General features: G+C 62.3%; 24 protein-coding genes and 1 tRNA gene. 13 read left to right on the top strand and 12 right to left on the bottom strand.

The features are described from left to right. Positions 1 to 19 precede the first annotated feature (19 nt). The 6 genes from AC6I99_RS16130 to AC6I99_RS16105 all read right to left on the bottom strand — a co-directional run bounded on the left by AC6I99_RS16130 (position 20) and on the right by AC6I99_RS16105 (position 6,806). Complete coding sequence (locus tag AC6I99_RS16130; RefSeq protein WP_497961268.1) at positions 20 to 619, bottom strand: dihydrofolate reductase; 600 nt, start codon at positions 617 to 619, stop codon at positions 20 to 22. Then, the gene (locus tag AC6I99_RS16125; protein ID WP_224165015.1) at positions 616 to 1,419 is read right to left on the bottom strand and encodes a thymidylate synthase; all 804 of its coding nucleotides are present in this window, start codon (positions 1,417 to 1,419) and stop codon (positions 616 to 618) included. The genes AC6I99_RS16130 and AC6I99_RS16125 overlap by 4 nt, the downstream gene beginning before the upstream one ends. Positions 1,420 to 1,554: 135 nt before the next feature. Further along, on the bottom strand, positions 1,555 to 2,523 hold the full coding sequence (locus tag AC6I99_RS16120; RefSeq protein WP_224165014.1) for an NUDIX hydrolase: 969 nt from the start codon (positions 2,521 to 2,523) through the stop codon (positions 1,555 to 1,557). 9 nt (positions 2,524 to 2,532) lie between these two features. Continuing rightward, positions 2,533 to 4,782 carry an RNA degradosome polyphosphate kinase gene (locus tag AC6I99_RS16115; protein ID WP_224088354.1) on the bottom strand — a complete coding sequence of 750 codons (2,250 nt, stop codon included), beginning with the start codon at positions 4,780 to 4,782 and terminating at the stop codon, positions 2,533 to 2,535. A gap of 104 nt (positions 4,783 to 4,886) precedes the next feature. Continuing rightward, a complete protein-coding gene (mshD, locus tag AC6I99_RS16110) occupies positions 4,887 to 5,867 on the bottom strand; it encodes a mycothiol synthase (protein ID WP_497961267.1) in 981 nt (326 codons plus the stop codon). Between the two features lie 240 nt (positions 5,868 to 6,107). Further along, positions 6,108 to 6,806 carry a winged helix-turn-helix transcriptional regulator gene (locus AC6I99_RS16105; RefSeq protein WP_216925061.1) on the bottom strand — a complete coding sequence of 233 codons (699 nt, stop codon included), beginning with the start codon at positions 6,804 to 6,806 and terminating at the stop codon, positions 6,108 to 6,110. A 262-nt stretch (positions 6,807 to 7,068) separates the two neighbouring features. Between AC6I99_RS16105 and AC6I99_RS16100 the strand changes: the two genes are divergently transcribed. The 6 genes from AC6I99_RS16100 to AC6I99_RS16075 all read left to right on the top strand — a co-directional run bounded on the left by AC6I99_RS16100 (position 7,069) and on the right by AC6I99_RS16075 (position 12,531). Next, the gene (locus AC6I99_RS16100; RefSeq protein WP_224088350.1) at positions 7,069 to 7,803 is read left to right on the top strand and encodes a permease; all 735 of its coding nucleotides are present in this window, start codon (positions 7,069 to 7,071) and stop codon (positions 7,801 to 7,803) included. A 167-nt stretch (positions 7,804 to 7,970) separates the two neighbouring features. Beyond that, positions 7,971 to 8,570: a nitrobindin family protein gene (locus AC6I99_RS16095; protein ID WP_224088348.1), complete on the top strand. Its 600-nt coding sequence runs from the start codon at positions 7,971 to 7,973 to the stop codon at positions 8,568 to 8,570. A 57-nt stretch (positions 8,571 to 8,627) separates the two neighbouring features. Beyond that, positions 8,628 to 9,350, top strand: a complete 723-nt coding sequence (locus AC6I99_RS16090) for a flavodoxin family protein (RefSeq protein ID WP_497961266.1) — start codon at positions 8,628 to 8,630, stop codon at positions 9,348 to 9,350. Positions 9,351 to 9,407: 57 nt separating this feature from the next. Beyond that, positions 9,408 to 10,493, top strand: a complete 1,086-nt coding sequence (ygfZ, locus tag AC6I99_RS16085; RefSeq protein WP_497961265.1) for a CAF17-like 4Fe-4S cluster assembly/insertion protein YgfZ — start codon at positions 9,408 to 9,410, stop codon at positions 10,491 to 10,493. Further along, positions 10,490 to 10,924 carry an ankyrin repeat domain-containing protein gene (locus AC6I99_RS16080; RefSeq protein WP_497961264.1) on the top strand — a complete coding sequence of 145 codons (435 nt, stop codon included), beginning with the start codon at positions 10,490 to 10,492 and terminating at the stop codon, positions 10,922 to 10,924. Before ygfZ ends, AC6I99_RS16080 begins: the two co-directional genes overlap by 4 nt. Positions 10,925 to 11,016: 92 nt before the next feature. After that, positions 11,017 to 12,531: a DHA2 family efflux MFS transporter permease subunit gene (locus tag AC6I99_RS16075; RefSeq protein WP_497961263.1), complete on the top strand. Its 1,515-nt coding sequence runs from the start codon at positions 11,017 to 11,019 to the stop codon at positions 12,529 to 12,531. A gap of 104 nt (positions 12,532 to 12,635) precedes the next feature. Here the strand turns inward: AC6I99_RS16075 and AC6I99_RS16070 are convergent, their stop codons facing one another. From AC6I99_RS16070 to AC6I99_RS16050, 5 genes are all read right to left on the bottom strand, one after another. Next, entirely contained in the window at positions 12,636 to 13,385 is a 750-nt protein-coding gene (locus AC6I99_RS16070) for a GNAT family N-acetyltransferase (protein ID WP_224165009.1), read from the bottom strand. 9 nt (positions 13,386 to 13,394) lie between these two features. Continuing rightward, complete coding sequence (locus tag AC6I99_RS16065; RefSeq protein ID WP_223934019.1) at positions 13,395 to 14,420, bottom strand: ATP-dependent 6-phosphofructokinase; 1,026 nt, start codon at positions 14,418 to 14,420, stop codon at positions 13,395 to 13,397. A gap of 207 nt (positions 14,421 to 14,627) precedes the next feature. Next, positions 14,628 to 14,876 (bottom strand): PspC domain-containing protein, encoded by a 249-nt coding sequence (locus AC6I99_RS16060; protein WP_224088338.1) that lies wholly within the window; start codon positions 14,874 to 14,876, stop codon positions 14,628 to 14,630. Between the two features lie 109 nt (positions 14,877 to 14,985). Then, a complete protein-coding gene (locus AC6I99_RS16055; protein ID WP_497961262.1) occupies positions 14,986 to 15,336 on the bottom strand; it encodes a hypothetical protein in 351 nt (116 codons plus the stop codon). 1 nt (position 15,337) lies between these two features. Next, entirely contained in the window at positions 15,338 to 16,930 is a 1,593-nt protein-coding gene (locus AC6I99_RS16050) for a PspC domain-containing protein (protein WP_497961261.1), read from the bottom strand. Between the two features lie 125 nt (positions 16,931 to 17,055). On the opposite strand from AC6I99_RS16050, the gene AC6I99_RS16045 reads away from it, so the two are divergent. Continuing rightward, positions 17,056 to 18,672, top strand: coding sequence for an ATP-binding protein (locus AC6I99_RS16045; protein WP_497961260.1), 1,617 nt, complete (start codon positions 17,056 to 17,058; stop codon positions 18,670 to 18,672). Next, positions 18,672 to 19,346, top strand: coding sequence for a LuxR C-terminal-related transcriptional regulator (locus AC6I99_RS16040; RefSeq protein ID WP_224088332.1), 675 nt, complete (start codon positions 18,672 to 18,674; stop codon positions 19,344 to 19,346). Before AC6I99_RS16045 ends, AC6I99_RS16040 begins: the two co-directional genes overlap by 1 nt. A gap of 199 nt (positions 19,347 to 19,545) precedes the next feature. Here AC6I99_RS16040 and AC6I99_RS16035 read toward each other — a convergent pair whose 3' ends face one another. Then, positions 19,546 to 20,775 carry a pyridoxal phosphate-dependent aminotransferase gene (locus tag AC6I99_RS16035; protein ID WP_224088330.1) on the bottom strand — a complete coding sequence of 410 codons (1,230 nt, stop codon included), beginning with the start codon at positions 20,773 to 20,775 and terminating at the stop codon, positions 19,546 to 19,548. A 256-nt stretch (positions 20,776 to 21,031) separates the two neighbouring features. Here AC6I99_RS16035 and AC6I99_RS16030 point away from each other — a divergent pair. The 5 genes from AC6I99_RS16030 (at position 21,032) to rplA (ending at position 23,933) form a co-directional block, all read left to right on the top strand. After that, positions 21,032 to 21,104 (top strand) — tRNA-Trp (locus tag AC6I99_RS16030). Positions 21,105 to 21,185: 81 nt separating this feature from the next. Further along, the gene (gene secE, locus AC6I99_RS16025) at positions 21,186 to 21,467 is read left to right on the top strand and encodes a preprotein translocase subunit SecE (RefSeq protein WP_216925074.1); all 282 of its coding nucleotides are present in this window, start codon (positions 21,186 to 21,188) and stop codon (positions 21,465 to 21,467) included. Between the two features lie 114 nt (positions 21,468 to 21,581). Then, entirely contained in the window at positions 21,582 to 22,439 is an 858-nt protein-coding gene (gene nusG, locus AC6I99_RS16020; protein WP_309925774.1) for a transcription termination/antitermination protein NusG, read from the top strand. 130 nt (positions 22,440 to 22,569) lie between these two features. Beyond that, complete coding sequence (gene rplK, locus AC6I99_RS16015) at positions 22,570 to 22,998, top strand: 50S ribosomal protein L11 (protein WP_021474784.1); 429 nt, start codon at positions 22,570 to 22,572, stop codon at positions 22,996 to 22,998. Between the two features lie 227 nt (positions 22,999 to 23,225). Beyond that, entirely contained in the window at positions 23,226 to 23,933 is a 708-nt protein-coding gene (rplA, locus tag AC6I99_RS16010) for a 50S ribosomal protein L1 (RefSeq protein WP_216925076.1), read from the top strand. Positions 23,934 to 23,992 lie beyond the last annotated feature (59 nt).

Genomic DNA, 23,992 nt, shown 5'->3' with positions numbered 1-23,992 from the left:
TCGGAGCATGTCCTGGTTTCTAGGTTTCCGTCCGGCGCCACGTGGTGAACCGGTATTGTGTGCCGTTCTTGGCCGTCAGCCAGCCTTCGTCCGGCGCGGCAGTATCAAAAGTCCAGTCGTCGCCGAGTTCAGGCGCGAAGGTATCGCCGTCGAGGTCTGCATCGATGATGGTGATGACGGCAGCGTTGGCAATTCCCATCGACTGTTCAAAAATCTGGCCGCCGCCGATGATCCAAACCTTTTGGCCACCGGGTGCGAACTGGGATTCCAGCAGGGCTGCGTCCAGGGAGGAAACCACGACGGCGCCCTCGGCCTCAGGCGTGGAAGCCCACTCCGGGTTGCGGGTCACCACAATGTTGGTGCGCCCGGGCAGGGGACGGTACTTGTCCGGGAACGATTCCCAGGTCTTGCGGCCCATGATGACGGGGTGTCCCGTGGTCAGCTGGCTAAAGTGCTTGAGGTCCTCGGGGAGGTGCCACGGCATGGAGCCATCATTGCCAATGACACCGGCTTTGGTCTGGGCCCAGATCATGCCGACACCGGTCATTTTGGCTGCGGTTTCCTGGGTGAAAATGACGCCCGGAAGCTGGGAAGGATTCTCGGATGGGGGAGTGCTCATACGGCGATCGGCGCCTTGATGGTGGGGTGGTGCCGGTAGCCCACAACCTCGAAGTCGTCCAGGGTGTAGTCGAAGATCGAGTCCGGCTTGCGGAGGATTTTCAGTTGTGGATACTCGTACGGTTCACGGGTGAGCTGCTCGGTGACTTGTTCCACGTGGTTGTCGTAAATGTGGACGTCACCGCCTGTCCAGACGAACTCGCCCGGCTCCAGGCCCAACTGCTGGGCGACCATGCACGTCAGCAGGGCGTAGGAGGCAATGTTGAAGGGAACGCCCAGGAACGTGTCCGCGGAGCGTTGGTACAGCTGGCAGGACAACTTTCCGTCCGCCACGTAGAACTGGAAGAACGCATGGCAGGGCGGGAGCGCCATGTCCTTGAGCTCGGCGACGTTCCACGCGGAAACGATGTGTCGCCGGGAATCCGGATTGGCAGCCAGGTTGGCCATGAGCTCGGAGATTTGGTCGATATGCCCACCGTCGGGTGTGGGCCAGCTGCGCCACTGCACACCGTACACGGGGCCGAGTTCGCCGTCGGCGTCCGCCCATTCGTCCCAAATGGAAACGCCTTGGTCCTGCATCCACTTCACGTTCGAATCGCCGCGAAGGAACCACAGGAGCTCCACTGCCACGGATTTGAAGTGGACCCGCTTGGTGGTGATGAGCGGGAAGCTTTCGGCGAGGTCGAAGCGCAATTGACGCCCGAAGACGCTGCGCGTTCCGGTTCCGGTGCGGTCCGACTTATGCGTGCCATTGGCCATGACGTCGCGCAGGAGGTCTTCATACGGGGTGGGGATGCTCACGAGTCCAGCTTACTGGTTTGGACCATGCCAGCCCTCAGTGGATCGATGAGTGTCTCATCACCGACGCCGCAGACCGAAACCCTTGTAGGCGCGCGCGGCGGCAACCCCGGGATTTGCCGCCAGGCTGCGGCGTGGCTAGTCGTCGAAAGGCTTGACCTGTTCCACCGACACGATCTTCCGCTCGGAACCACGGGCAACCTGGCAGACGATGACCTCGCCCGGAGAAAGGAACGGATCGGACGTTGGCAGCAACCCCCGCAAGGCGGCTGACATGTGCTGGCCCAGTTGGTTCAGGACGGTGGGCAACGCCGGGCGATGGGTGCACACGGCGATTGGCACCTGCTTATCGAACAGGGCCTCCACTGTGGCGGCCGTTTTCTTGGGTGACCGGTTGTGGTTGTGCTCGGTAAGGGCTTCAGCCAGCTTTACCTTCGCTCCGCTTGCCTTGGCGTAGGGGGCAATGGTTGCTACGCAGCGGGTCCACGGGCTGGTAACTATCCGTTGTGGCTTCCACACTTCCAACAGGCGCTGGACGGCCGCCGCCTGGCGTTGCCCAGTGGCGGCCAGCGGACGCTCCCCCTCAGCCTTGGTCCATGAGGACCTGGGCTTTGCCTTTGCGTGGCGGATCAATACGAGCGGCCACGTATCCAATTCGCCCCGGATGTGGGCCTTCTCAAGGTACTCGAGGGGCTCCACATCGGTGGGATTGCTGAGGAAGGACGCAGCCCTGTCCGGGCTGCACCACATGACGCTGTCTACTTCCTTGCCGTCGGGCCGCAGCTGTTCGCCGTTGACCCGCATGGCCCAGTAGTGCACAACTTTCAGGCCAGCACTGACGTGGTAATGAATGGGTGGCAACGGCACGCCGAGCGAACTGTTGAGGCCGATCTCTTCATGCACTTCACGGACGGCGCACTGCGGAACTGTTTCGCCGTCGTCGAGCTTTCCTTTGGGCCAGGACCAATCATCGTAGCGGGGCCTGTGGATCAGGAGCACCTCAAGGGCGCCCTTCTGAACCCGCCAAGGAATGGCACCGGCCGCAACAACGGCCACCCGTTCACCGGGGTGGTCCGTCTGATCCGCCACGGGGGTATCGCTTTTCAACAGGTTCCCTTACCGCCGGGCCGCTGCACGCTGGCGTGACCGGGATGCAAGGAGCCAGGACTGCATGTCCAACAGAGGCTTTCCGTCCTCGTCAAGGTGGTGCCTGGTCCAATGACCTTGGTTGTCCAAGTGCCAACTCGCGGTTCCGTCGTCCACATAACGGTTCATGAGGTCCACGACCGTGGCGGTGTCTTCCTTGCTGGCCAACTGGACGAGTGCCTCAACACGCCGGTCCAGGTTGCGGTGCATCATGTCTGCGGATCCGATGTAAACCACAGGGTCCCCACCGTTCGCAAAAGCAAAGACGCGGGAGTGTTCCAGGAACCGGCCGAGGATGGAGCGGACCGTGATGTTTTCGCTCAGGCCCGGTACGCCCGGCCGGAGGGAGCAGATGCCACGGACCACCACGTCCACCATCACACCGGCCTGCGAGGCGCGGTAGAGGGCGTCGATGATGGCTTCGTCCACCATGGAATTGACCTTGATCTGGACGCGGGCAGGAACGCCGGCGCGGGCGTTGCGGATTTCCGCTTCGATCCTCTCTATGAGGCCGGCACGCACGGAACGCGGCGCCACGAGCAGCCGTTTGAACGTGGACTTCGGTGCGTATCCGGAGAGCTGGTTGAACAGCTTGGACAGGTCTTCGCCCACTTGCTCGTTCGCCGTGAGCAAGCCGAGGTCCTCGTAGTAGCGGGCGGTCCGAGGGTGGTAGTTGCCGGTACCGATGTGGCAATAGCGGCGCAGGCCATCCACTTCCTGCCGGACCACCAAAGACAACTTGCAGTGGGTCTTCAGGCCCACAATGCCGTACACAACGTGTACGCCCGCCTGTTCCAGCTTCCGGGCCCAGGAGATGTTTGCCTGCTCGTCAAAGCGGGCCTTGATCTCCACCAGGGCAAGGACCTGTTTGCCGGCTTCTGCGGCATCGATCAACGCGTCAACGATGGGGGAGTCGCCGGACGTCCTGTACAGGGTCTGTTTGATGGCCTGGACTTTGGGATCCGCGGCGGCCTGTTCAAGAAATGCCTGAACGGAAGTGGAGAACGAGTCGTACGGGTGGTGGAGCAGGATGTCCCGGCGGCGCATGGCGGCAAACACGTTGGCCGCCTTGGACGTTTCGGATTCATTGAGATACCGGGACGTGTGCGGGACATGCTTGGGGTAGTGGAGGTCGGGGCGGTCAATGGCGCTGATCGCAGAGAGGCCACGGAGGTCCAGGGGCGCCGGAACCGAGTAGACCTCGGACTCTTCAACGCCGAGTTCCCGGATGAGCAGAGCCTTGATGTTCGGGTTGATGTCCGTGGTGACTTCCAGACGCACAGGAGGGCCGAAGCGGCGGCGGAGGAGTTCCTTCTCCAAGGCCTGGAGGAGGTTCTCGGCGTCGTCTTCCTCTACCTCAAGGTCCTCGTTGCGGGTGACGCGGAACGTGTGGTGCTCCAGGACTTCCATGCCGGGGAAGAGCTTGTCCAGGTGGACTGCAATGACTTCTTCCAACGCAATGAAGCGGGCAACACGGCCAGGAATGGCACCTGCACGGGGGCCGTCCACGGAGATCAGGCGCGGCAGCTGGTCCGGAACCTTTACACGGGCGAAGAGTTCCTTGTCGCTGATGGGGTTGCTGACAATCACAGCAAGGTTCAGCGAGAGGCCGGAAATGTAGGGGAAGGGGTGTGCGGGGTCCACGGCCAGGGGCGTCAGGATCGGGAAGACCTTCTCCTGGAACATGATGCTGATCCGGTGACGGGCATCTTCATCCAATTCATTCCAGTGCATGATGTGGATGTGCTCGTAAGCCAGGGCAGGACGGATCTGTTCGGCGAAGACACGCGCGTGGCGTTCCTGCAGCTTGTGCGCCTCCTGGCCGATCTGCTCCAGCACCTCGATGGGGCTCAGGCCGGCGGGGGAGGGAACAGCAAGTCCGGTGGCGATGCGCCGCTTCAAACCGGCAACGCGGACCATGAAGAACTCGTCGAGGTTGGAGGCAAAGATCGACAGGAAATTCACGCGTTCCAGGAGGAAGAGGTCCGGATCCTCCGCGAGCTCCAAAACGCGGGAGTTGAATGCAAGCCAGCTGAGTTCACGGTCCAGGAAACGATCCGGCGTGATGTCGCCTTCGGGTTCCAGGCTCGGCGCAAATTCCGGGATGTCAATGCGGTCCTGGGTGGCTCGTGAAGCCGGCACTTCCGATGATCCGAAGCGTGGGGGCAGTGTGGCGCCCTTCGAAGTGGATCCGGCGGTGCCGACGGGGTCCGGCTGCATGGGGGTTCTCCTAAGCTCAGGACTGGGTTTCCTCCCACATTACAAGCAATTCCGGTGCCCGAATCCAAGAAGTCCCGGGCTTTCCTTGCAGCGGGATGCTGAGGTTAATTCTTGGTTAAAGGTCCATACATCACATCGGTGTCCCAACGGATGAAGCCAAGCTTCTGGTATAGGGATACCGCGGCCCGGTTGTCGGCATCGACGTAAAGCATGACGGCGTGCAGGCCCTTGTCCTGCAGGTACCTGATTCCGGCCACGGTGAGTGCCTTGCCCAACCCCAGACCCTGCGCCCCGGGCGTGACACCCACTACGTACACCTCGCCGATCGCGGGATGGGGCCCCTGCCGCGGGTGAACCTTGGTCCAGTGGAATCCCAGCAGTTCGCCTGCGTCACTAACGGCCAGAAGGAAGCCGGCGGGATCAAACCAATCTTCGGCCTTGCGGGCCTCAAGATCGGCCCGCGTCATGGAGCCCTGCTCGGGATGGTGCGAGAAGGCCGCGCGGTTGGCTGCAAGCCAAGCGTCCTCGTCCTGTCCCGGCACGAAGGGACGTAATGAGACCCCGTCCGGGAGGCCGACGTCGGGCAGTGCGGACGTGGAGGACATCAGCCGCATCTTCCACAGTTCACGCACGGGACCGTAGCCAAAACGGGTGGCCAGCTCCGCCGCGGCCTCGTGGTTGCCGTGGGACCAGGCGCTCAAGCCCTCAAAACCGCGTTTGCCTTCCAGCGCCTCCAGCAGGCGGCCCGCTACACCTTGGTTGCGGTAGGTGGGGTGGACTGCCAATTCGAGGACACCCGTTGTTCCCGATGGGCCGGGCGCTTCAACGACGACGGCGATTCCCGCCAGGTCTTCTCCGGTCGCCGGATCTGAATCCTCATCCGGGGCATAAAGCGCAAGTGACAGGACGGAGTGATCGCCGGCATCGGCGCCACGCAACATGACCAGTGTCTGTTCAGACAGGGGAGGGTTGCCGTCGGATTCCTCGGCGGCCGCTGCGAGTGTCCTGAAGTCCTTGAGGAGTTCGGGATCGAGGGCGCCGGTGACGAGCAGTACTGGCCAGTTCTCAGGGTGCGCTTGACTCATGATGCAAGGCTATACGTCCGGGGCAAGCACTGTAATTTGAAGTCCCCTTGAAACGGCTGTAGGCTCGTTATCTCGTTCGGCTTTGCGGCGGCTCTGTAGCCCACCGTGAAGTCAACACAGGGGGGATCCACCAGTGGGGTGGCCTCGATACGTTCGACCCGTATGTCCTCCACGGAAAAGGGAAGAGGCCAGGATTCATGTGAATCCTGGCCTCTTTTCGTTTCACAGTCGACGCGCGGTCTACGCTTCCGAGAGTTCGTCATCCGGGAGCCTGACCAACGTCAGGCGATAACCGACGTTTCGGACCGTGCTGATGAGATTCTCGTGGTCAACACCGAGCTTGGCGCGGAGGCGTCGGATGTGCACGTCTACCGTCCGGGTGCCACCGTAGTAGTCGTAGCCCCAGACTTCGGTCAACAGCTGCTGGCGGGTAAACACGCGTCCGGGGTGCTGGGCGAGGTACTTGAGGAGCTCGAATTCCTTGAACGTCAGGTTCAGGGGTTGGCCGCTGACCCGGGCGGTGTAGCTCGCTTCATCGATAACGACGCCGGCGGCGCGGATCTCCGTCTGGGTCTCCTCTTCGCCTGGTACAGCACGGGCCATGGCCAGGCGGATTCTCGCCTCGACCTCAGCAGGGCCCGCGGAGTCCAGCACGATGTCATCCACTGACCATGCAGAGGAAACGGCTGCCATGCCGCCCTCGGTAAGAATCAGCATGAGCGGTGCGCTGAGTCCGGTGGCCTTCAATAGTTGCGTCAGGGAGCGTGCCCCCACCAGGTCCTTGCGGGCATCCAGGAAGACGATGTCCGTGGGGTCGGTTTCGAGCAGCGCAGTCGGTTCTGCCGGGAGGATGTGAACACGGTGGTTGAGCAGCTCAAGGGCAGGCAGAATGTCCACCGAAGAGCCGGTGCTGTTCGTCAGGAGCAGGATGTGCGACATAGTTCCTCCAATGGGCTGTACGCGCATCATCGGGCGTCGAAACCGGAATTTCACCGGCCGGTCACGGCAGCTGGCAAGCCTTGGCCCGTTGTAACGGAATCAAGGCAAACAGTGTGGGCCGTTGAAGTCCGAGTATACCCACCCGAGCCCCGCCAGTCAGGGATTCGTGACGGGCTGCCACCGGAATTACGACATATTCGCCCGCCATAGGGCAGGATTGTCGGGAGGTCGTAAGGCGCATCGAATTGAGGTCGGGCACACAGTGAAGTCTTGGAGCATCGGGGTATTCGGACTCGTGGCGCTCGCAGCCATCGTGGCCAGCACCTTCGTTTCCCGGGAAGCCATGGTGGGCATTGGCATTGTGGCGTCCGCGGCTGTAGGGCTTGGTTGGCCGCATTTCCTTGCGGTCCCGGCCAAGAAAACCCTGGCCTCGGTCATTGCCCTGGCCGGTGCCGGGTCGGCATTGACGGCAGCTTACATGCCGGCACCTGGATTTCTGGATGGTACCCCCGCCTTCATTGCCTTGGGCGTCATGGCGGTGTTCATCATCCAGCTCGTGCGGGGAACGGGGCAGGCGCAGCGCCTGGAGTCCACGCTCGGCTGTTGTGCCGGGGTCCTGTTGAATTGCCTCGGTGCAGGATGGATCGCCGGCGCCCGGTTCAACGGCGTCAAGGAGATGGTCCTGGTGGCCGGGTTGAGCGCCGCAGTGGCACTCCTGGTGGGCGTCATTCGTTGGCCGGACCGGATTGTGGCTCCCCTGGGCATCGTCATGGCCGGACTCATGGGCCCCTTGGCCGGACTTGTTTTTTCCGATATCGCCGTGCTGCCTGCTGCCTTGGTGGGCGTCGTGGTCGGGTCGGTCCTCGTGTGCTTCCGGCGGATGACTACTCTCAGGCGCGGGCGGCTCAATATTCCGGCAGCATTGGGAATGGGCGTCGCACCGGTTTGGGCTGTGGGAGCCTTGGCCTACTTCATAGACAAACTACTCATCTACTAACGGTTAGGATTGCATCATGTCTGTACTCGCATTTGAAATCTTCTTCCTCGTTCTCCTTGGCCTGGCAAGCATTGCCATGGCGTGGTTTGCGGGTTTCGTTGTTTACCGCCTTTTCAAGGGCCAGAAGTAAAGCCTTCTGATCCTGCAGTCCAAAAGAGGTAGTCGTTGTGCCTATTGAGATTCCAACAGACCTGACGCCTGAACTCGTCCCGCTTTCCTGGCTCATTGGTGAGTGGGAAGGCCGCGGCCGGCTTGGCAGTGGTGATGAGGATTCGGAGCATTTCGTCCAACACGTTTCCTTCACCCATAACGGTTTGCCGTACCTGCAGTACAGGGCCGAGACCTGGATCAGCGACGACGCCGGCGCAAAGTTGCGCCCACTGACCGTTGAAACCGGCTTTTGGGCCTTGGAACGCAAGCTCCAGGAAGGCGACGGGGGTCCCGGGCTTATCCCGGCGGACATTGTGCCCGTGCTCAAGACCGCCGATGAGGTCGAAGAACGCCGGAACAAAGAAGGCGGCTTCGATATCTCCGTTTCAATTGCCCACCCTGGCGGAATCACAGAGCTCTACTACGGCCAGATCAAGGGACCACAGATCCAGCTCACCACGGATATGGTGATGCGCGGCAGCCACTCAAAGGAGTACACCGCCGCAACACGGATCTTTGGCCTGGTGGATGGCAATCTCCTCTGGCGCTGGGATGTTGCCGCCAACGGCAAGGCATTGGAACCACACGCCTCGGCGTTCCTTCACAGGGTTTCCTGACGCCCGGCGCGAGGTGTCACTGAACGTTCCACACGCAACCAGCAAAAGGAGCAGCTAGTGAATAACAACCTCAAACCGGGAGGCTACGAGGGACTCAAGGCCGTATTCTTCAACGGCACGTTGAAACCTTCACCTCAGGTCAGCAACACCGATGGGCTGATCCGCATCAGCCGCGACATCATGGAAAAGCAGGGCGTCACCACCCGCCTCATCCGGACTGTCGACCACGATATCGCCAGCGGTGTCTATCCGGACATGCGGGAGCACGGCTGGAAAACCGATGAATGGCCGGAGATCTATCCGTTGGTCGCTGAGGCCGACATCGTGGTGGTGGCCGGTCCCATCTGGTTGGGCGATAACTCTTCCCAGACGAAGAAGCTCATTGAGCGTCTGTACGCCCACTCCGGCGAACTGACCGACAAGGGCCAGTGGGCGTTCTACCCGAAAGTGGGTGGATGCCTCATCACCGGAAATGAAGATGGCATCAAGCACTGTTCCATGAACGTGCTGTACAGCCTCCAGCACATAGGCTTCACTATTCCTCCGCAAGCTGATGCCGGCTGGATTGGCCCTGTAGGCCCAGGGCCAAGCTATCTGGATGAAGGGTCCGGTGGTCCGGAGACTGATTTTACCAACAGGAACACCACCTTCATGTCCTGGAACCTGATGCACATGGCCCGCCTGCTCAGGGATGCAGGCGGCATCCCTGCCTATGGCAACCTTCCGGAAGAATGGAAAGCCGGCACGCGATTCGATTTCGAGAACCCGGAATACCGCTGACTCCGGAATACCACCGGATTCCGGAATACCACTGAGCCGCAAGGACTTCTACTACATATGACTTACAAGAGCCCCCTGCTGTCGCGCCCTGGCGCTGTCGAAGACACTGGTCTGGATGCCGGCGTCGCGGCCCACTATGGCGAGCCGCTGCGGGAGCAACGCGCTCTGGCGACCGGTACCGCCGTCGTGGATCTTTCACACCGGGGCGTGGTGACGGTGTCCGGTCCGGACCGCCTCAGCTGGCTCAACACGCTTTCATCCCAGCAGGTGACCAACCTCCAGCCCCGTGTTGGCAGCGAACTGTTGCTGCTCAGTGTCCAGGGCCGCATCGAGTTCGATGCGCGGGTTATTGACGACGGTGAAACCACCTGGCTGATCGTCGAGGCCGCGGAAGCGGAGCCGTTGGCCGAGTGGTTGAACAAGATGAAGTTCATGCTGCGCGTGGAGGTCACGGATGTCTCCGGGGAGTGGGCTGTCCTTGGTTCCACAAAGCCCGTGGAGAAGCTTGGCGGTTACATGGTTTGGGAAGATCCGTGGCCGCACGTAGGCCCGGGCGGCTATTCCTACAGCACTGTCCCGGAGGAGTCGCACCCTGGCCTTGAACGCCCATGGTTCGAATACCTCGTCCCGGCGGCAGACCTGGAATCCGTGGTCGAAGGCCTGCCCCTGGCTGGTGCCATGGCGGCCGACGCCCTGCGGATTGCCGCGTGGCGCCCACGTCTCGGTGCGGAGACCGATGACAGGACCATCCCGCATGAGCTGGACCTCATTCGCACCTCCGTTCACCTGAGCAAGGGCTGCTACAAGGGCCAGGAGACCATCGCACGCGTTCACAATCTCGGCCATCCGCCGCGGCGCCTCGTCTTCCTGCAGCTGGACGGCTCGCAACACACTCTTCCGGCCGTTGGCAGTGTTGTATTTGCGGGGGAGCGCAAGGTGGGTACTCTGACATCTGTGGCGCAGCACTTCGAGATGGGCCCTGTGGCTTTGGCTGTCATCAAGCGCTCCGTTCCGGCGGATGAAACGTTGACAGTCATGGACGGCGAGGAGCCTTATATCGCAGCCCAGGAAGTGATCGTCGCCCCCGACGCCGGCCAGGTGGTCGGGCGCCAAACCGGATTCCTGAAGGGACCCCATCGATGAGCCAACCTAGTCGCAGCACCGGATCCGAAGCCGACTCTGCCGCCACCGATACGGGCGCCGACGACGAAGCAGTCGCCTTGGCCCACACCCTCTTCGATGCCGCCCGCGAAGGCAACACCGAGATGCTTCGGAGCTACTTGAATGCCGGTGCCCCGGCCACGCTCACCAACGCCTCCGGAGATTCGCTGCTGATGCTTGCTGCCTACCATGGGCACGAGGAAACCGTGCAGTTGATCCTGCACCACGGCGCCGATGTGAATACCCCCAATGACCGTGGTCAGACGCCGCTTGCCGGGGCGGTATTCAAGGGATACACGGGCGTCGCCCGGGCGCTGCTGGACGCAGGAGCAGACCCCGACGCCGGAACTCCCACCGCGCGCGAAGCGGCCAGGATGTTTGCCAGGGCCGAAATATTGGCCCTTCTGGGCTAAGGCGCGAGGGGTTCCGGGAAAGCCCGGCAGCTGCGACAACCGTACTGATGGGTGCGGGATCAGAGAACTTTCATACCAGCCGAAGGAATCCCTTGGAAAACGTAGCCAAGCCGTGGCCCGCGCTGTGGTCCCTCGTCATAGGCTTCTTCATGATCCTTATCGACACCACCATCGTGTCGGTCGCGAATCCCCGGATCATGGAGGGCCTCAAGACGGATATCAATGCCGTCATCTGGGTTACCAGCGCCTACCTCCTGGCATATGCGGTACCCCTCCTCATCACCGGCAGGCTGGGTGACCGTTTCGGGCCGAAGAATCTGTACTTGATCGGCCTGGTGGTCTTCACCCTGGCTTCGCTGTGGTGCGGCCTCTCCAGTGATATCACCATGCTGATCGCCGCCCGCGCGGTCCAAGGGCTCGGCGCGGCCATGATGACGCCCCAGACCATGGCTGTCATCACGCGTATTTTTCCTCCGGACCGCCGGGGTGCCGCCATGGGGCTTTGGGGAGCGACAGCCGGCATGGCTGTCCTCGTGGGTCCCATTCTGGGCGGGGTCCTGGTGGACGGACTGGGATGGGAGTGGATCTTCTTCGTCAACGTCCCGATTGGAATTGTCGCCTTCTTTATGGTCACCCGTTTCGTCCCGAAGCTGACGACACACAGCCATTCATTCGACGTCGCGGGCGTGGTGCTTTCCGCCGTCGGCATGTTTCTTTTGGTCTTCGGTCTCCAGGAAGGCCAAACCTATAAGTGGGGAACGGTCACCGGTGCCGTTACCGTGTGGGGCTTGATCATCGCAGGGCTCGTGGTCCTGGTTCTCTTTGTTCTCTGGCAGTGGCTGCTGGGCCGGCGCGGCGGGGAACCGCTGCTGCCGCTCGCTTTGTTCAAGGACCGCAATTTCTCGCTGGGCAACACCACCATCATGGTGGTCGGCTTCACAGTGACGGCGTTCCCGCTGCCCACCATCTTCTACTACCAGGTTGTGCGGGGCTTGACCCCCACTCAATCAGCGTTGCTCATGATTCCCATGGCGGTGATCTCCGGTGGCCTGGCACCCGTCGTGGGTAAGCTGATCGACCGTGCCAACCCGCGCTGGTTCGCATCCTTTGGCCTGGTTTGCCTGGCAGGAGCGCTCTTCTGGACAGCTTCACTTCTACGGCCGGATACTCCCATTTGGATGTTCCTGCTTCCCAGTGCCCTGCAGGGTGTTGCCAATGGCTTCATTTGGGGGCCGGTATCCAATGCGACAACACGGAACCTTGAGCCACGCCAAGCGGGCGCCGGTTCGGGCGTGTTCAACACCACCCGCCAGATCGGCGCAGTCCTTGGATCGGCGGCCATTGCCGCGCTGATCCAGGCGCGGCTTGCGGCCGAGCTGCCCGCGGCGCCAGCAGGAGCTCCGGCGAACGAAGCGTCCATGAACGGCGCCCTTCCCGGGGCACTGCATGCAGGATTCTCGACGGCGATGAGCCAGTCGATCGTGCTGCCCGCCTGTGCGATCCTCGTCGGGGCAGTGGTGGCCGTGTTCTTTGCCAAACCGAAGTCCGTTGAAGGCTGGGGAGCTGCTGCTTCAAGTGGGGCTCCTCAGGAATCCGTCCGGAAGTAGCGTGGAAAACGGCGGGGGCCAGCCCACTTTTGGCTGGTCCTGCCCCGGACGCAGGGGCAGGACCGGTGCCATCCCAGACCAAGGCTGGGCCGGTTCGGTCCTTGTCAGCCGAGCAGCACGCTCGCATGGAGTCCGCCAGTGGCGAATCCCAAGCTTCGCGCCATCGCGAGTGCGCTGCTGTTGCTGACATCGGCCTTCCACTGGAGCGTCAGACCAGCGGCCAGGGCTTCGTGGGCAGCAATCGATGCAGCGAGCGTTCCCAGGCCACGCCGACGCCAGGGCGGAGCTACCAGGACGCCCATGTTGGCCAGGATTCCCTCCCACTCGGAGTAGGCCCCGCACGCCACGGGGGTGGGCTGTTCTTCTTCGGGATGCATGATGGTGAAGCGGTGCTCAAGGGCTTGCAGGCCCACTTCGTTGACGTCATCCGGGGGGCACAGCCCTTCCAGCGCGATCGCCTCTGGATTGCCCCGTGAGACCGTGAGGTCTTCGGATGGTTGATTGAGTGGGAGGTCGTCGGCAAAGAACAAGGCGGAGGACCCCAGGCCGTGTCCACCGTGGGACCGGGTGAGGGTCAACAGCGTGACATGCTGGGCAAGCTCAGTGTCTGGAATTCCAGCGGCTGCGTCGAGGACCCACTGGGGTCCCACCAGCGCTGAGGCACCAAAAAGGCGGAGGAAAACGACTGCCTGCGCCGATTCGTCGGCGAGGGTGATGCGGTTTGAGGGGTCGCTTGGATCCACCTCCGAAGTGGTGACCCGGGCCGCAGCGGCGGCGAAAGCGTCGTCGTCGAACCCCAAATGCCGAGCCCACGCCAGCTGGATAATGGCAGCGGACGTGGGCTCAAGAGTCATGGATTCAGCCTAGCCGAACAACACACTCGCTTCGTCGTAGCGGTGCTGCGGAACGGTCTTGAGCTTGCCCAGTGCTTCTTCGAAACCAACGTGGGAGATGTCCGTCCCCTTCAGGGCGACCATGGTGCCCCAACGTCCCTCCACCACCGAATCGATAGCTGCCATGCCCAGGCGGGTTGCCAGAACGCGGTCATAGGCCGTTGGTACGCCGCCACGCTGGATGTGGCCAAGAATGGTGGCGCGGGTCTCTATGCCCGTGCGTGCTTCGATTTCCGGGGCGAGCTGGTCCGCGATTCCGCCCAGGCGGGGCCGGCCGAAAGTGTCCAGTCCGCGCTCGGAGTGGGGAGATTCCATGTGGTCCGGAACGAAGCCCTCAGCTACCACCACCAGGGGCGCGCGACCGCGGTCGTGGGCCTCCTGGACCCACTCGGTAATCTGCTCGATGCTGACCGTCTGTTCCGGGATGAGGATGGCGTGTGCACCAGCGGCCATTCCGGCGTGCAGCGCGATCCAGCCTACGTGGCGGCCCATGACCTCGGCGATCATGCAGCGGTGGTGGGACTCACCTGTGGTGCGGAGGCGGTCGATTGCTTCGGTGGCGATTTCAACCGCTGTATCGAAACCGAAGGTGTAGTCGGTTGCGTCGAGGTCGTTGTCCACGGTCTTGGGAACACCAACAATTTTCAGTCCGGCGTCGGTGAGCCGTTTTGCCGCCGCCAGCGTGCCTTCGCCACCAATAGCGATGATGGCGTCAATGCCCAGGCGTTCCATGTGGGCCTTGATGACGTCCGGTCCGCCGCCGTTCTCGAAGGGGTTGGTGCGGGAGGTGCCCAGGATGGTGCCACCCTGCTTGGCGATACCGCGGACCAAGGTGCGGGGGATGTCGATGACATCACCTTCCACAACGCCGCGCCAGCCGTCCTTGAAACCCACGAACTCCTGGCCGTGGATTGCGATCCCCTTCAGGACCGCTCCCCGGATTACTGCGTTGAGTCCGGGGCAGTCGCCACCGCTGGTAAGAATGCCAATTTTCATGTTTGCTCACTCATGGCTTGGAGGAATACGTGTAGAGCGCCACGCTGAGCTCCCAACGATTGTAGACGTGGATGTGGGGTGGGACACAAATGGTTACTTTCGACCCCGGCCGTGCGGTATTGGAAATCTCCCTGAAAACAACGAAAGCGCCCCGCAGCGGCGGGGCGCTTTGTGTCGCTGGCGTCGAAGTCGTTGATCGTCGTGACCCTAACGGGAACGCTGGCTGATGAACGACTCCAGCACGATCCTGTTCTTCTGGTCCGGCAGGATGAGCCAAGCGAGGATATAGAACACTGCAGCCGGCCCGGGCAAGAGGCAGAAGAGCAGGAAAGCGACGCGAACGTATGCCACGTCCACCCTGAGCTTCGCAGCGATCCCACCGCAGACACCACCCAACCAGCGCTGGGGTCCACGCTTCAGGCCGAAGCCCCTGACGATGCTGAAGAACTTGTCCATGGCTACAGACTTCCTTGTTGTGGTTGCTTTGTCACGTTGGTTGCTTGTCACGTTGGTACCTGTCACGTTGGTACCTGTCACGTTGGTACCTGTCCGGATGGCTTGGCAGTTACCTTGCGGGGCTCTTGGTTTTACCAGCACTCTTGCGGGCGGCGAGGACTCCTCCGATGACCAAGGCTGCGCCTGCGCCGATCATGAGGCCGATCAGCACATACGTGCCGTCCAGCACCACCCAACCAAGGGTGGAGATTGCCAATAAAGCGGCCAGGGCAATCACAATCAATCCCCACACCACGGTGCCGATCCGCGCCTGCTGCGGTTCGTCGTCGTCGATGTCCGGTTCCACCCGATAGCTGGGCTCAAGCGGTGGCGTGAGCGGTATTGGCTGGAGCCGCGGTGCGGGTGCGGGCTCATTCGATTCCGCGGCTTCACGTGCGTTGCTTGACTCGTTCGTGCTCATGTCAGTTTCCTTCCTGGATGGTCACGTTGCTGAAAGTGCCATCGATCTCCACCACGAGGTTGGCTCCGGGCTTATCGGCGTTGTAGACCGAACGCTCGTCCTGGAGGCGGCCCCCGCGGTCCGAGCCGTGTTCGTTGAGGTTGCCGAAGGTCATATCGGCCCTCACCTCAACGGGTACGTCGTCCGGGATGATGACGGTGACGTTGCTGAAGGTGGCGTCCACGGGGACCACGATTTCGGTGGTCAGCGGAGCCGTCAGGGCCAGGTCGTCCAGGTTCACTGTTCCCTTGCCGCCAGTGACGTCGACCCCCTGCCGGGCCTGCTCGATGCTCAGTGGTGCCCAGTCCACGTCATGGAACGTGAAGCGATCGCCATTCCTTGGGACGACGTTGAAGATTCCACCGATGATCAAGGCCACCACCGCCAGGAAACCGAGGAAACCGGAGGTCCGTCCCCGCAACCCCGCAATGAGGATGCCCAAACCCAGGACCGCTGCACCCGCGGCCCACACCACGGCGTTGGCTGAGTGGCCGAGCTCGATGATGTTGCCGGCGTCCAGCGCTTTCAAGGTGCCCCCAACCAGCAGTGCCACACCCGCGGTGACGGCAACTATCGCTGGCCCGGGACCCCTGCGCCGGGCGCGGGGCGGCTTGGGTTCACCGTTGTGCGGCTGGCCGCCAAAAGGCTGTCCGCCCTGGGGCGGAGTGGGGCCGAAGGGCGGCCGCGGGCCTGATGGCTCGTAGGGGCCAGCCCCATAACCCTGCGGTTTGGTGCCTGGCTGGCCTTGGCCGTAGACCGGAACACCGGTGTTGGTGCCGGCAGCTGTGTTCATGCCGGTATCAGTGTTTGTCCCGGTTGCCGTTGGCGTTCCGTATGCCGTGGGCGCTCCGTAGGCAGTAGCCATTCCATAAGAAGTGCTTGCAAAGTCCTGTTGGTTCATGGGCTGGCCCACCTTCGATCCCTTGTTGCGCTGCACCAGGTAGTAGATGAGGTAGATGACGCCGCCCACCCAGAACAGCGTCCACAACAGGCCGGGAAGGCCGTTCCAGCCCCAGCCCCAGAACCCGCGGCCCAGGCCAGGCAGGCCGATGATCGTGGTGATTAACGCTCCTGTCATGCCACCTGACCAGCGCCCGGCGGCTGCTTCCTGAACGTGGATGCGGCCGTCCGGTTCAGGCAGCAAGGCCCACGCCAGGCCGTAAAGGAGGACGCCAATGCCGGCAAAGAGTGCCAGGACGATGAAGATCCCCCGGACAATCAGGGGGTCGATGCCGAACCGGTGCGCCACTCCGCTGGAGACGCCACCGATCCAGCGGTCCGGCCCACGGCGGACGCCCTGGCTGCGGATCCAGTCGAAGAAGTTCTGCTGGGGTGCAGTGCGGGGTTGGGGTTCGGTGCGGGGCTGTGGTGCAGTGCGGGGTGCACCGGGACCGGTTTCGGATGAAGGATAGGCGTGGGGGGACGGTTCCCCCGGGGCGCCGGCGGATGTGCCGGCGTTGGCGCCAGGATCGGGTGTGCCGGCGTCGCCAGGACCGGGTGTGCCGGCGTTGCCAGGCGTTCCGGATTCCTCTGGGTTCATGCTGTTCGCGTTCATACCTCGATCCTCCCGTCCCGGGTACCCTGCCCTCTACTGGGGGATACCCTGAATGATCCCTGAGGGACCCCCGAATCAGGCCGGTTTCAGGTCCGGGCAACCCTGATCCGTGTTTGGATTGGTACATGACAACCGCTGTACAACGCCCGCCGCTGGTCCGCAGCAGCGACCGCATGATCGCCGGCGTCTGCAGCGGACTTGCCGACCATTTGGGCTGGCCCGTGAAGTATGTCCGGCTGGGCATGATCCTTGCCTGCTTCGCCGGGGGAGCGGGGCTGGCCTTCTACGCCTGGCTGTGGACCATGGTTCCCACCGCTGATGAGGCCGCGCGCCGCAATGCCCGGCGCCCGGCGTCGCCTATTGCTCCCGCAGTCAGCCTTCCGCCTGCCACTGAGTCCATACCAAAAGCGCCCGACGCCGGACCCGCACCGCCGGTGGGCGGCTCTCCAGGGGTGAGTGGAAACCCTGCGGTACCCGATGGTGCGGGTGCCTTTGGTCCACAGTTTGCCAGCCCACCGCCAGGTAGCCCACCGCCAGGTAGCCCACCGCTTGGTAGCGCATCGCTTGGTGAACAACTGTCTGGTGGGGCAACCAGCGGCAGCACGGCGGCTCCTGCCGGCGGCTGGGCCGAATCCGGAGGCCCCGCATCACCGGTCTCCCGGTTCAACTTTCGAAGAATCCAGTATGGCAAGGAGATCCTGCTCGGAGCCGGCCTGCTTCTGGTCGCTGTGATCCTGATTGCCCGCCAGTTCGGCGTCGATGTGCCCTTGGGAACACTGATTCCGGCAGCTGCCATCCTGGGCGGCGCTGCGATCGCATGGATGCAACTCGACGAGACCCGCAGGGCCGGTTTGGTGGACAAAACCAAGGCCGACCAGGCTGGCGGCTGGGTCCGCTTGGCCGCCGGCCTTGCATTGGTAGTTGCCGGTGTCCTGGTCATGGTGTCCGGATCGGGATCCTGGGAGCAGACCTGGCTGGCGCTCCTGGCGTCCGTTGCTGTGCTGGGTGGCGTTGCACTGGTCCTGCTGCCGTGGGGACTGAAGTTCTGGAAGGACCTCGAGACTGAACGGGCGGGGCGTGTACGGGAAACCGAGCGCGCGGAGATCGCGGCCCACCTCCACGATTCGGTGTTGCAGACCCTTGCCCTGATCCAGCGCAGGGCAAGCTCCGAGCAGGACGTTGTCCGGCTGGCGAGGGCCCAGGAACGTGAACTGCGGTCCTGGCTATTCACTGATGCCGCCAAGAATGCCGGACTGCTGGCCGAGCGGATCAAAGCCGTAGCCGCCGAAGTGGAGGACGCCCACGGCCAGGCCGTGGAGGTGGTTACCGTAGGCGACGCCGATATGACTGACAGGCACGAAGCCCTGGTCCAGGCAGCCAGGGAAGCCATGCTCAATGCTGCCCGGCACGGCGGGGGAACGGTATCCGTCTACATGGAGAGCACAGCAGGAAACACCGAGGTCTTCATCAAGGACCGCGGTCCGGGATTTGACGTTGAATCAGTCCCCGATGACAGGCTGGGAGTCAAGGAATCAATCATCGGCCGCATGAAGCGTCACGGAGGCACGGCCACGATCAACAGCAGCAGGGACGGAACCGAAGTCCGGCTGGCCCTCCCCTCGATAAACGCCGATGGTGGCGATACGCGCACTGGAGATGTGCGCAGTGGAGACGTGCGCTCCGGGGATACGCGCTCCGGAGATGTGCACAGCGGCGAAGTACGGAATGGAGAACCACGGTAATGAACAACACCTCCCAAAGCGGTGAGCCGCGCAGTGTACGGGTGGTGATCGTCGATGACCACACGATCTTCCGTTCCGGGCTGAAGGCGGATCTCGATCACCGCATGGACGTCGTGGGCGAGGCAGGCACGGTTGAGGAGGCCATTGCTGTCATTGCGGAAACCCGGCCTGAAGTTGTCCTGCTGGACGTGCACCTTCCCGGTGGCCTTGGCGGCGGAGGGCGCGAGGTCATCGCAGGGTCCGCCGCGCTCCTGGGCACCACCAGCTTCCTGGCACTGAGTGTTTCAGACGCAGCCGAGGACGTCGTGGCAGTGATCAGGGCCGGTGCCCGCGGCTATGTCACCAAGACGATTTCCGGTGCCGGTATTTCCGATGCCGTGATCCGCGTGGCGGACGGCGACGCCGTCTTCTCGCCGCGCCTCGCTGGCTTCGTCCTGGATGCGTTCGGTACGGCACCAGCAGACATCGCGGACGACGAATTGGACCGTCTCTCGGCGCGTGAGCTGGAAGTCATGCGGCTCATCGCGCGCGGATACAGCTACAAGGAAGTTGCCAAGGAGCTGTTCATTTCCATCAAGACCGTGGAGACGCATGTGTCCGCCGTGCTCCGGAAACTGCAGCTCTCCAGCCGCCACGAACTCACCAAGTGGGCCGCCGAGCGCCGCCTCCTCTGATCCTCTCCCACATCCGTCGACCTTTTGACTGATCCTCTCCCACATCCGTCGCCCTTTTGACTGATCCTCTCTCAGATCCGTCGCCCTTTTGACGGATGCTCTCTCAGATCCCGCCGCTTAAACGGAAATGCTCCCGCACCAACAAACATTGGTGCGGGAGCATTCAACCGGCAACGTCGAAGCGCTACCGGGCCATAAGCTATTTCGCCTTGCCCAGGAATTCCTGGATCCGGCGGACGCCCTCGGCGAGATCGTCGTCGCCAAGTGCGTAGGACAGGCGAACATAGCCGGACGGGCCGAATGCCTCGCCGGGAACGATCGCTACTTCAACCTCGTCGAGGATCAACGTGGCGAGTTCCGCGGATGTCGTAGGGCGGACCGGACCGTTGGAGGTTTCGAATTCCTTACCCAGCAGACCGCGGACGTCCGCGTACACGTAGAAGGCGCCGGTCGGCGTCGGGCATTCCACGCCGTCAATCGCGTTCAGGCCGGCCACGATCGCCTTGCGGCGGCGGTCGAACGCGACCTTCATTTCGTCGACGGCGGTCAACGGACCCGTGAGGGCAGCGGCGGCGGCGACCTGCATGATGTTCGAAACGTTGGATGTCGCGTGCGACTGCAGGTTGGTTGCAGCCTTGATGACGTCGGCGGGGCCGATCATCCAGCCCACGCGCCATCCGGTCATGGCGTAGGTCTTGGCCACACCGTTGAGGATGACAACTTTGTCGCCAAGCTCCGGTGCTGCGGTGGCGATGGAGGTGAACTTCACGCCGTCATAGGTCAGGTGCTCGTAGATTTCGTCGGTGACAACCCACAGGCCCTTGGAAGCGGCCCACTTGCCGATCTCCGCAACCTGCTCCGGGCTGTATACAGCGCCGGTCGGGTTGGACGGGGACACGAACAGCAGGATCTTGGTCTTGTCCGTGACAGCGGCTTCAAGCTGCTCTATGGTCACGAGGTAGCCCTGCTCGGGTCCGGCGAATACCTCCACCGGAACGCCCCCCGCGAGACGGATGGCCTCCGGATAAGTGGTCCAGAAGGGCGTGGGGATGATGACTTCGTCGCCCGGGTCAACCAAGGTGGCGAAGGTGTTGTAGACAGCCTGCTTGCCGCCGTTGGTCACCAGGACCTGCGACGGGTCCACTTTGTAGCCGGAGTCCCGGAGGGTTTTATCGGCGATGGCCTTCTTCAGCTCGGGAAGCCCGGCAGCAGGGGAGTAGCGGTGGTACTTCGGCTGGGCAGCAGCCTCGATTGCTGCCTTGACGATGTAATCCGGGGTGGGGAAATCGGGTTCGCCGGCACCGAAACCGATCACGGGGCGCCCCGCGGCCTTCAGTGCCTTGGCCTTGGCGTCAACGGCAAGGGTGGCGGACTCGGCAATAGCGGAGATTCGTTGTGAAATGCGGGCGGCAGGTGTTCCGGCAGACATCTATGTACCGTTCTTCGCAGGCAGCTCGTGGGCTGGATGATGGGATTCGACGTAAACTACCTTATGCTGTTCTGCGGAGCTCCCGGGCGCCTGCTGGACAATGTGACTGATAATGCTGCTCACATTGATTCATAAGCGGCCGGAAGGCCCGAAATTAGTCCGGTTCGACTATCGCGAAGTTCTTGCGTAGACTGGTTCACCGGTGTTGAAAAGCACCACAGGCTGAAGTGCGGCCTGAAACATGGATTCGATCCATAGGGTAGTGGCGCAATTGGTAGCGCAGCGGTCTCCAAAACCGCAGGTTGCAGGTTCGAGTCCTGTCTGCCCTGCGCAAGCTGTTCCGGCGGAAACGCCGGGGCAAGCGCAGCAACCATGGCTCTGATCAGAGCCGGGTCAAACGACTTTGCAAGGTGAGTGAGGACCAGGTGACCGAAACGGCTGCTAGCAGCTCAAAGGGCCGTCCTGCCAAGAAAGCCGATGCCGGCTTCTTTGCCCGAATTGCACTCTTCATCCGCCAGGTTATCGGCGAATTGAAGAAGGTCGTTGCCCCGACCCGCAAGGAACTGATCAATTACACGGTCGTGGTGCTGGTGTTCGTAGCCATCATGATGCTCATCGTCACCCTGCTGGACCTTGCGTTCGGCACGGGAGTGAGCTGGGTCTTCGGTGGGTCAGGCGCTACGGACCGCTAAGCGGATCTGTCCGCAAACCGCGCGAAATTCCTCGGTAACTCAGGAATTTTGTGGGGTTTGCGGAATTGAGCCATTTAAATAGGCATGTTAGGCAATGAGGAAGCAGGAGACCAAGTGTCTGAGCAGGAGCTTGAGGTAAACGAGGCTGAGCTGGATGGGCCCGCTGAAAGCACGGACGACGCCGCGGCTGAGGCTGCGGAAGAGTCGGAGGCTGACTCTGCTGCGCCCGAATCTGCCGACGTCGATGATTCCGAAGAGGATTTCGAGTCTGACGTAGACGCTGAGTCTGATGACGAGTCCGACTCTGACGACGAGTCCGACGTCGACGCTGCGGATGTCTCGCTGGAAGCCGCTGCTGCTGCAGCGCCCGCGGATCCGGCTGAGGAATTCAAGGCCAAGCTTCGCCGCCAGGAGGGTGACTGGTACGTCATCCACTCCTACGCCGGTTACGAAAACCGCGTGAAGGCCAACCTCGAGACCCGCATCCAGACTCTGGACATGGAAGATTACATCTTCGAAATCCAGGTTCCGATGGAAGAAGTCGTCGAGATCAAGAACGCGCAGCGCAAGGTAATCAACCGCGTCCGCATCCCCGGTTACGTCCTGGTCCGCATGGACCTGACCGACGCTTCCTGGGGCGCCGTTCGCCACACCCCCGGCGTCACTGGCTTCGTTGGCAACGCCCACAACCCGGTCCCGCTGCGCCTTGACGAGGTCTTCTCCATGCTCGCCCCGGTCTTCGAAGAAGAGCAGGCCGAGAAGGGCAAGCCGGTCAACAAGCAGAGCCAGGCTCCCGTGGCTGTCGACTTCGAGGTCGGCGAGTCCGTCATCGTCAAGGAAGGCCCGTTCGAGACCCTTCCGGCAACGATCTCCGAGATCAAGCCCGAGTCCCAGACCCTCGTGGTCCTGGTCTCGATCTTCGAGCGCGAAACCCCGGTTACGCTCGCATTCAACCAGGTCACCAAGATCTAGCTGATTCCAAGATTTCGCTCCCGTTCCGCCTGCTTTGCGGTTCGGAAGCGGCCGGCCGCCTTGCCATGGCGGCCACAAACCTGGGACGCGCTCCTGTGTCCCAGGAAGCTATTGAGAGAAGGACCCTACATTGGCTCCCAAGAAGAAGGTCACCGGCCTCATCAAGCTGCAGATCCAGGCAGGTGCCGCTAACCCGGCTCCGCCGATCGGTCCTGCGCTTGGCCAGCACGGTGTCAACATCATGGAATTCTGCAAGGCGTACAACGCTGCAACGGAATCCCAGCGCGGAAACGTTATCCCGGTTGAAATCACGGTCTACGAAGACCGTTCCTTCACCTTCATCACCAAGACCCCGCCGGCTGCAGAGCTCATCAAGAAGGCTGCAGGCGTTGCCAAGGGTTCGGCTACCCCGCACACCGTCAAGGTTGCCAAGCTGACCCAGGCCCAGGTCGAAGAGATTGCTTCCACCAAGATGGAAGACCTGAACGCCAACGACATCGCGGCTGCTGCCAAGATCATCGCTGGTACCGCCCGTTCCATGGGTATCACCGTCGAATAGTCGAGGAATGCACGGACGGTGCGGGCTGAGGAACGAAGCACTCGCCGGAAGTGAGTCCCGGAGACTTTCGACAAATAGACGCAGCAGAGGGCTAATTTCAGCCTTCACCCGCCGGGCAACCGGCATCTGAAACATTAAAATGTCGCAGGATCCTTGCCGGATCCACGACTTGTGGCAGGGCCCAGCGCGGTCCGCAGACCACAACTGCACAAGGAGAAATAAGCAGCATGGCAAAGCGCAGCAAAGCATATGAGGCAGCCGTAGCCAAGATCGAGGCAGACAAGGTCTACGCCCCGTTCGAGGCAATCACCCTCGCGAAGGACACCAACCCTTCCAAGTTCGACGCAACCGTTGAGGTCGCTTTCCGTCTGGGCGTTGACCCGCGTAAGGCCGACCAGATGGTCCGTGGCACCGTCAACCTGCCGCACGGCACCGGTAAGACCGCCCGCGTCCTCGTTTTCGCAACCGGCGACAAGGCTGAGGCAGCAATTGCTGCCGGCGCCGACTTCGTTGGTTCCGATGACCTGATCGAAAAGATCGCAGCCGGCTGGACCGACTTCGACGCCGCCGTGGCAACCCCTGACCTCATGGGTAAGGTTGGCCGCCTCGGTAAGGTCCTCGGCCCGCGTAACCTCATGCCGAACCCGAAGACCGGTACGGTTACCCCGGATGTCACCAAGGCTGTCAACGACATCAAGGGCGGCAAGATCGACTTCCGCGTCGACAAGCACTCGAACCTGCACTTCATCATCGGCAAGGTGTCCTTCGACGCCCAGAAGCTGGCTGAGAACTACGCAGCTGCACTGGAAGAGGTGCTTCGTTTGAAGCCGTCCGCTTCCAAGGGCCGCTACATCCAGAAGGCGACGGTTGCAACCACGTTCGGTCCGGGCATCACCGTTGACCCGAACGTCACCAAGGTTCTCACCGAGGCGTAAGCTTCGCGAGTTCAAACTCTGAGAGGGACCGTCCGGCATTGCCGGGCGGTCCCTTTTTC

This window comes from Arthrobacter sp. TmtSoilC77 (assembly GCF_059739415.1).
Note: the sequence above shows the minus strand (reverse complement) of the source record. Positions and strands in the feature narration are given on the sequence as shown.